Origin of the sequence: Nitrosospira briensis, from assembly GCF_900115125.1 — a bacterium.
Lineage (GTDB): Bacteria > Pseudomonadota > Gammaproteobacteria > Burkholderiales > Nitrosomonadaceae > Nitrosospira > Nitrosospira briensis_A.
The window spans coordinates 1197184-1204611 of sequence record NZ_FOVJ01000001.1 but is presented as its reverse complement, the minus strand read 5'-3'; the positions used below and the strand labels follow the sequence as shown (position 1 = coordinate 1204611).

Annotated in this window: 9 protein-coding genes; 8 read left to right on the top strand and 1 reads right to left on the bottom strand. The window is 52.4% G+C overall.

The genetic code is table 11. The features are described 5' to 3' along the window. The 8 genes from BMZ14_RS05445 to BMZ14_RS05410 all read left to right on the top strand — a co-directional run. Positions 1–114: cytochrome c oxidase subunit 3 (locus BMZ14_RS05445; RefSeq protein WP_074795349.1), on the top strand; the 114-nt coding region annotated here is incomplete at its 5' end. 63 nt (positions 115–177) lie between these two features. Then, entirely contained in the window at positions 178–654 is a 477-nt protein-coding gene (locus tag BMZ14_RS05440; RefSeq protein ID WP_074795347.1) for an RrF2 family transcriptional regulator, read from the top strand. 39 nt (positions 655–693) lie between these two features. Beyond that, positions 694–1455, top strand: coding sequence for a helix-turn-helix domain-containing protein (locus tag BMZ14_RS05435; protein ID WP_074795345.1), 762 nt, complete (start codon positions 694–696; stop codon positions 1453–1455). Between the two features lie 305 nt (positions 1456–1760). Then, the gene (locus tag BMZ14_RS05430) at positions 1761–2060 is read left to right on the top strand and encodes a ComEA family DNA-binding protein (protein ID WP_074795343.1); all 300 of its coding nucleotides are present in this window, start codon (positions 1761–1763) and stop codon (positions 2058–2060) included. Between the two features lie 264 nt (positions 2061–2324). Further along, complete coding sequence (gene typA, locus BMZ14_RS05425) at positions 2325–4139, top strand: translational GTPase TypA (RefSeq protein WP_074795341.1); 1815 nt, start codon at positions 2325–2327, stop codon at positions 4137–4139. Between the two features lie 139 nt (positions 4140–4278). Next, a complete protein-coding gene (locus BMZ14_RS05420; RefSeq protein WP_074795339.1) occupies positions 4279–4908 on the top strand; it encodes a DsbA family protein in 630 nt (209 codons plus the stop codon). Between the two features lie 34 nt (positions 4909–4942). Next, complete coding sequence (locus BMZ14_RS05415) at positions 4943–5443, top strand: RcnB family protein (RefSeq protein ID WP_074795337.1); 501 nt, start codon at positions 4943–4945, stop codon at positions 5441–5443. Between the two features lie 306 nt (positions 5444–5749). Beyond that, positions 5750–6439, top strand: coding sequence for a PEP-CTERM sorting domain-containing protein (locus BMZ14_RS05410; protein ID WP_074795335.1), 690 nt, complete (start codon positions 5750–5752; stop codon positions 6437–6439). A 258-nt stretch (positions 6440–6697) separates the two neighbouring features. Here BMZ14_RS05410 and BMZ14_RS05405 read toward each other — a convergent pair whose 3' ends face one another. Continuing rightward, entirely contained in the window at positions 6698–7366 is a 669-nt protein-coding gene (locus BMZ14_RS05405) for a hypothetical protein (RefSeq protein WP_074795333.1), read from the bottom strand. Positions 7367–7428 lie beyond the last annotated feature (62 nt).

The window sequence follows — 7428 nt, the reverse complement described above, 5'->3', positions numbered from 1 at the left end:
AAGGGTCACTTCACGCCCGCGAACCACTTTGGCTTTGAAGGGGTCGCCTGGTACTGGCACTTTGTGGACGTGGTCTGGCTGGGGTTGTTTATCTTTGTCTACTGGCTGGTATGACAGCCCGGATTTTATGCTGATTGTTCAGGTCTATCTTTCAATAGCACTGCGCGTGATCCCGACATGATACTGTCCCGTACAACCCAGTACGCCATTCAGGCGCTCATCTACATGGCCACTCAACCTCCGGGCGTGGCGGTATTGAACCGCACTATGGCGGAATCCCTGAGATCACCGCCTACCTATCTTGCCAAGATTCTGCAGGAGTTATGCAGAGGCGATCTTCTCTATTCTTTTCGTGGCAAGCAAGGAGGTTTTTGCTTGCGGGAAAGAGGCGATAAAATCAATCTGATGCAAATTGTCAGAATTACGGAAGGCCCGGGTTTTACGGAAGATTGTGTGCTGGGGCTCAAGGTTTGCAGCGAGAAAACCGCTTGCCCGATGCATGCAAAATGGTGGCCAATCAAGCAGGAAATCGTCAAGCTGCTACAAAGCCAGACTCTCGAAATGCTTGCGGCGAGGGTGGTGAGCGGCAAATATCAACTGACCGATTTTCCGGGAGCCGTTCTCCATGAGCAACGCGACGCGAGCTCAAGTTAGCCGCATAATACGTTTCTGTATCGATAACGGGCCTCCGACATGTTGAAGCACGCACCTAAAACCACATCTGTCACCGGGGGAGCAGCCGACGTGCCGGTGGATTGCAAGAATTGCGGCGCGTACCAACTGTGTATGTCCCTGTGGCTGAAAACCGGTGATTCGTCGTTATTGGAGCGCGTCGTCAAGAAAAAACAGGTTTTCAAGCGCGGAGAACTCCTGTATCACATGGGTCAACAGGTGGATTACATGTATGTCATCCGGGGTGGGTCAGTCAAGACGAGCGTCAGTACGGAAGACGGCCAGGTACAGGTGATAGGCTTTCATGAAGAAGGTGAATTGCTGGGGTTGAATGCGATCGAAAGCCGTCAATATAGCTGCGAGGCCCGCGCGATGAGGGTCACGTCCGTTTGTGAGGTTTCAATGGAACGTTTTGAGGAGTTGGCCGGAAGAGACCCTGCAATCCAGCATGAAGTTCTCAAGATCATGAGTGCCGAAATCCGGCTTAGCCATGAATTGCTGCTACTGCTGGGAAAGCACAATGCGGAGGAGCGCCTAGCCATCTTTTTGCTTCGCCTGTCGCAACAATTCGCAAGGCGCAATTGTTCGCCCACCGAATTTAATTTGAGCATGTCCCGCAGTGATATAGGCAACCACCTGGGAGTCGCAGAGGAAACCGTGTGCCGCATACTTGCTCGTTTTCAGGACGACGGCATCATCAGCAGTGAGTGCCGTCATATCAAGCTCAACGACATGAAGCGTTTGCAGCAAATCGCCCATCTTCGTCCCATAGAGCAAACTTGAATAAGTTTTGGTTCATGTTCTTGCCGCTATTCTCTCAAAGTTTTCAGGCGGATAACAAAGCGACATTGCAGGTGAGATAAAAGCTCCTCCAAAAGTAACTGGAACATGTCATTTGTCAGGGTTTTCGGATTGCACGGGACATATCATGCCTCCTGCCTGTCAATCACACTGCTGCGGGAAAGCAAGCGACGCGAATCCTGATCTGATACTCTTCGGTGTCGTTCCTGAACGGAGGTTTGGTGCCTGTCAGGTATTTTTTCGACAATTTTTTTTGTATGTCATTTTTTTAAACAAGGGGAGAACCAATGAAAAAGTCGCTTATTACCGTTGTCGCGTTACTAACGTTTACCGGTACCGCTTACGCGGCCGTCAATATCAATACCGCAACTCAGGCCGAGCTTCAAACTGTCAGAGGCATCACGGCCGCCCATGCGAAGGCGATTATCGACTTTCGTTCAAAAGCGGGGTCATTCCAGACGACCGACGATATTACAAAGGTTGACGGCATTAATAGCCATACCATGGATATGCAACAACTCCGTGAGGATATTACTGTTACGGGCCCCACTGTTCTGAAGGGTGTGAATAAGGCACCGGTCAAGTAGGTCAAAAGAGACAAAGGCGGTCAGGAACGATACAAGATAAAGTTTGTCCAACAGGTACAAGACAGGCAGATGCTTGGAAGGATTTTTGTGGGAATGTGACAAGACCCCCGGCGCACCCGGGGGTTTTGTTTATTAGCATTCGAATCATGAATTCTTTAGGGGTTTTAGCCGGATAGCAGTCAACGGCTCCGTGAGAGACAGGCGTGCTCCTGAGCAACCTGATATACTGCCGCCCTTTTGTCACTTCGACCGAGGATTTTTCCTATGTCCCGTTCCATCCGCAATATCGCCATCATCGCCCACGTCGATCACGGCAAGACCACTTTGGTGGACAAGTTGCTGCATCAGGCAGGTTCTTTTGCCGCGCACCAGCACATTGCCGACCGGGTAATGGATTCCAGCGACATCGAGCGCGAGCGCGGTATCACCATACTCGCCAAGAACTGCGCGGTGGATTACGAGGGTGTGCATATCAATATCGTGGATACACCCGGCCATGCCGATTTTGGCGGTGAGGTGGAGCGCGTGCTGTCGATGGTGGACGGCGTACTGCTGCTGGTCGATGCAGTCGAGGGCCCGATGCCGCAGACGCGTTTTGTCACGAAAAAAGCGCTGGCCCTTGGCCTGCGCCCGATCGTTGTTGTCAACAAGGTCGACCGTCCTGGCGCTCGCCCGGACTGGGTCGTGAATCATACCTTCGACTTGTTCGACAAGCTGGGCGCCAATGAAGAACAGCTGGATTTTCCGGTGATATACGCGTCGGCGCTCAACGGTTATGCCATGACGGATCTGAAACAAACCAGTACGGACATGCGCCCGCTATTCGACACCATACTCAAGCACGTCCATGCACCTTCGGGAAATGCGGACGAACCACTCCAACTGCAGATCAGCGCGCTGGATTACTCCAGTTTCGTAGGACGCATCGGCATTGGCCGTATCGGCCGTGGCCGGCTCAAGCCTGGCCAGGATGTGATGGTGCTGGCGGGAACGAGCACGCCGAAGAAGGCCAGGGTCAACCAGATTCTCGGTTTTCGGGGCATCGAGCGGGTACAGCTTGAGGAGGCGCTGGCTGGCGACATTGTCCTGATCAATGGCATTGAAGAGCTCTGCATCGGCGCGACGCTGGCCGACATCAATCAGCCCGAGGCGCTTCCCATGCCTGCCGTGGACGAACCCACGCTGACGATGAACTTCCAGGTGAACACGTCACCCTTTGCGGGTAAGGAAGGCAAGTTTGTGACCAGCCGGCAATTGCGTGAACGCCTCGAAAAAGAGCTGCTCACCAACGTTGCCATGAAGCTGGAGGAAACGAACGATACTGATTCGTTTCTGGTGTCCGGCCGGGGCGAATTGCATCTCACCATTTTGCTCGAGAGCATGCGCCGTGAAGGCTATGAGCTTGCCGTCTCGCGCCCGCACGTCGTGATCCGGGAAATCGATGGCGTGAAATGCGAGCCGTTTGAGATGCTTACCGTGGATGTGGAGGAGGCCCATCAAGGCGGCGTAATGGAAGCGCTGGGCGCGCGCCGGGGCGACTTGCAGGACATGGTCTCCGATGAACGGGGACGAGTGAGACTGGATTACCGTATTCCCGCTCGGGGTTTGATCGGTTTCCAGTCGGAATTCATGACCATGACGCGAGGCACGGGGCTGATGAGCCACGTATTCGACGAATATGCGCCCATGCGACCTGAAATCGCCGCGCGGCGCAACGGCGTGCTGATTTCCGCCGAGCAGGGCGAAGCCGTGGCCTATGCGTTGTGGAAATTGCAGGAGCGCGGACGCATGTTCGTCAGCCCCGGCGACCGCTTGTATGAAGGCATGGTGATCGGCATTCACAGCCGCGATAATGATCTTGTGGTTAATCCAATCAAGGGTAAACAGCTTACCAATGTCCGTGCATCCGGAACCGACGAAGCTGTGACCCTGACACCGCCGATTCAGCTGACGCTGGAATCCGCCATCGAATTCATCGCTGATGATGAACTGGTGGAGATAACTCCAAAAACCATTCGTATCCGCAAGCGTCACCTGCAGGAACACGAACGCAAGAGAGCTTCGCGGGCTGCTGCATAAGTGAAGTAGAACGGATGAGGGGAGGAGTAGCTAACCCCGTTCTCATTGTATGCCCTGCTCTACTCATATGCGCAGTTGTAGCGGAGCAGTGCAGCTTACTTTCGATGCGGCCGGCATATCAGGTACTTGATCGTGCGCCATGAGTGAAAAAATTCTCTGGTACGTGGCCGATCCCATGTGTTCATGGTGCTGGGGCTTTATGCCGGTGATCGACAGAATACGCGATGAGTACGGCGGTGGCCTGAAAGTGGAGCTACTGCTGGGCGGCTTGCGACCGGGCACGAAAGACTCGATATCCGCTGCGCAGCGCGAGGAGATACTCCATCACTGGCATACCGTGCACCGCACGACGGGCCAACCATTCCGGTTCGAAGGCGCCATGCCGGAAGGTTTCGTTTACGATACCGAACCGGCTAGCCGGGGGGTGATCGCAGTTTCCCTGATCAATCCTCTTGCGGTCTTTCCATTTTTCAGGGCAGTGCAATCCGCGTTTTATGTCGCGCAGCAGAATGTGACCGATCCCATTGTGCTGTCGCAACTCGCCGCAAACGCGGGTTTGGACGCGCAGCGGTTCTTGCGGACGTTCGAGTCGGAGATGGCCAGGAACCTGGCACTTGCTCATTTTCAAAAGGCACGGCAATGGGGCGTGCGCGGCTTCCCTTCCCTGATAGCGCAGAGCGGAGAAAATTATGACCTGCTCGCCGCGGGCTATTGTCAGTTTGAGGAGTTACGCCTCAAACTCGACGAATGGCTTACGGATATAGCTTGATAACCTGATTTCCGATTTCTTATAGATATAGACCATGCATAAAACATTCATGAGGTTTTTTGTTTCCGCGGTTGCGCTGTCCGTGTTTTCCATTTCCACCCCTGTCGCTGCCGAAAAGGAGAGAGGCAATCGTAATGCCAGTCAACAGGGGCACTTCAAGGGGAAAAAAAAGGATAATAGCAACAATTATCAACGGCACCGGGGCGGAAGCAAACATATGATCCATAATTTCGACGGCCGTCAACGGGCCATTGCTCACGAGTATTTTGGACCTCGTTTGCAAAGCGGCCGGTGTCCTCCGGGCTTGTCAAAAAAGTACAACGGCTGTATGCCTCCGGGACAAGCGAAGCAATGGAGGATGGGCTATCCACTAGCCCGGAACGTCGTGTTTTATGACTTGCCACCTCATCTGATGAGCCGAATGGGCCGGCCCGGACCAGGATACCGCTATGTGCGTGTCGCGGCCGATATCCTTCTGATCGCAGTCGGGACCGGTATGGTTGTCGATGCAATTGAAGATTTAAACTCCATGTAAATGCCAAAAAAAGCTTGTATGTATTAGATGCTACCGGGCAGGTTAGAGCGTGCAGCGATTGTTTTCGTCCAAACGAAACCTAAAATCAAACCTGCTCGCTGATTGAGTCGATTTTTTTAACTCATTACCTAACCTGATCTTGCGCTTGCCGTTTTATATAAAATCGATGGCGCATTCGTCGATAGAACTTACAGGATATCGAGTGGGTTAATAAAAGATATTGCAGAATCATGGTGTTATATTTAGGCATGGTTATTGCTCCTCCAATAGGTTGCTCACGCCGAGCACTTACTTATAGAGGACGCCATGAAATTCAAACCGATAACAACCAAAAATAGATTGGTTACGAGCGCGCTGATGGGTCTTGGAATGACCGCTCCCATGTCAGCCTCCGCATTGACGATTGATATAAATACGTATGTGACAGGTAGTCCGGCATCTGGAACCGAAGCATCCGTCGCTACTCTGATATTGACCCAGAACGGGACCAATGTTGACTTCAGATTTAATAATACAGTGAACAATCTTCCGGAGAATATCGGAGACGATGCCTACATCTCCCAACTCCTGTTTTCCTACGAAGGTTCAGCTGATCTTACGAACGCTTCATTCTCGAATTTTGGAGGAACACAGCAGGTAGATGACATAGATATGCATAAAAGTAATGCAGGGTATGATTTTTATGTGGACCTGGAATATCCTACCAAATCGGGGGAGCGGTTTGTAGATGGCGAATACACTACCTGGACCATCAACGGTGTTTCCGTAGATAACTTTCTTGTTTCCGTGCCAGGAAGTGGCCCGGATTCACTGGCGATGGTACATATTCAGCAAGTCGGCGCCGGGCCAGGCGGAGAAGATTCCCTGAAGTATGTGGGTGGCATAAGCAACCCCCCGATAGACCATCCGCAAAACCCTGTTCCGGAACCAGGATCACTCGCGCTTATGGGTATTGGATTATTAGGGTTGGGGGCAATGCGCAGAGGCAAAAAGTAGCGGGGTCAGGTAAGGGATACAGTCTGCTCGGATAGCTCACGCAGGCAACTCCCGAGGGGGTTGCCTGAGGGCGTTGTTTTACCTGAATTCGTCAGTTAAACGCCTATTTTTTCAGTTGGCATCCACCCCGTCCAATTACCGGATTTAAGTTCAATGCAAAAAACGCGCGAGTATATCGCGAGGGAATGAGTATTATCGAAAGGGCATACGTCGCTGTATAGTTGCTTCAATATCGAAGACAGGCGGAGAACGGGTGACTTACAAACCCGTTCCACTAGACCATCCGAAACGCTCCAGTACGCCTTGGACCGCATCGCTCGCAATGATCCATGCGATAAGGTAAGACGTTAAGCTTAACAGGATAATTGTACCGATGGACTGCCATGGGCTGAGAGTAGAATAATGCCTCCATTGCGACAGAAATCCCGCGTCCTTCGGCAGGTCGGGCTGATGCCGTTCGAATTCGGAAATAATATTACGGCGAGCTCGCCGTAACGCCTCTCTGACTCCTGTCCGATAAGCGTCATCAACAAGATCCAGCCGCCCGGCTTGCAAGTCAGGAAAAGGCTCATGCTCCGGTGTTTTCCAGGCTATTTCCTTGTAGAAATCCTTCATCCGGTCGAGGTACCGTTCATCTGCAAACATCTCCTCAGTTATTCCCTGAACAGTGGATATGACTTCCTTGCCCACAGCAGACTGAGCAGCAGCTTTCGGCTTCAAAAATTCAACGATCTCCTGAATAAACCCGTCTTCCTTCCTGGCGATAAGCTTGAGCCAAATTGCTTCGGCCGCCTGGGGGGAGGGAGGGCGGTATCTTGCCCCGCTGTGGGAGACACCGTCGAATAGCTCATTGAGTTCCATTTTTGCCGCGCGTTCGCAATCAGCATCAATTGCCTCAAGCCGGGCTCTGAGATCGTCATTTGTCATCGTGCTTGCAGCAATACTCTATGGTTTGGATGAAGCGAATAGCCGGATGAGTCGCAAGTGTA

Coding starts and splice junctions, on each gene's coding strand:
- typA (WP_074795341.1), top strand. CDS start 2,325: ATGTCCCGTTCCATCCGCAATATCGCCATCATCGCCCACGTCGATCAC.
- BMZ14_RS05435 (WP_074795345.1), top strand. CDS start 694: ATGTTGAAGCACGCACCTAAAACCACATCTGTCACCGGGGGAGCAGCC.
- BMZ14_RS05405 (WP_074795333.1), bottom strand. CDS start 7,366: ATGACAAATGACGATCTCAGAGCCCGGCTTGAGGCAATTGATGCTGAT.
- BMZ14_RS05415 (WP_074795337.1), top strand. CDS start 4,943: ATGCATAAAACATTCATGAGGTTTTTTGTTTCCGCGGTTGCGCTGTCC.
- BMZ14_RS05440 (WP_074795347.1), top strand. CDS start 178: ATGATACTGTCCCGTACAACCCAGTACGCCATTCAGGCGCTCATCTAC.
- BMZ14_RS05410 (WP_074795335.1), top strand. CDS start 5,750: ATGAAATTCAAACCGATAACAACCAAAAATAGATTGGTTACGAGCGCG.
- BMZ14_RS05430 (WP_074795343.1), top strand. CDS start 1,761: ATGAAAAAGTCGCTTATTACCGTTGTCGCGTTACTAACGTTTACCGGT.
- BMZ14_RS05420 (WP_074795339.1), top strand. CDS start 4,279: ATGAGTGAAAAAATTCTCTGGTACGTGGCCGATCCCATGTGTTCATGG.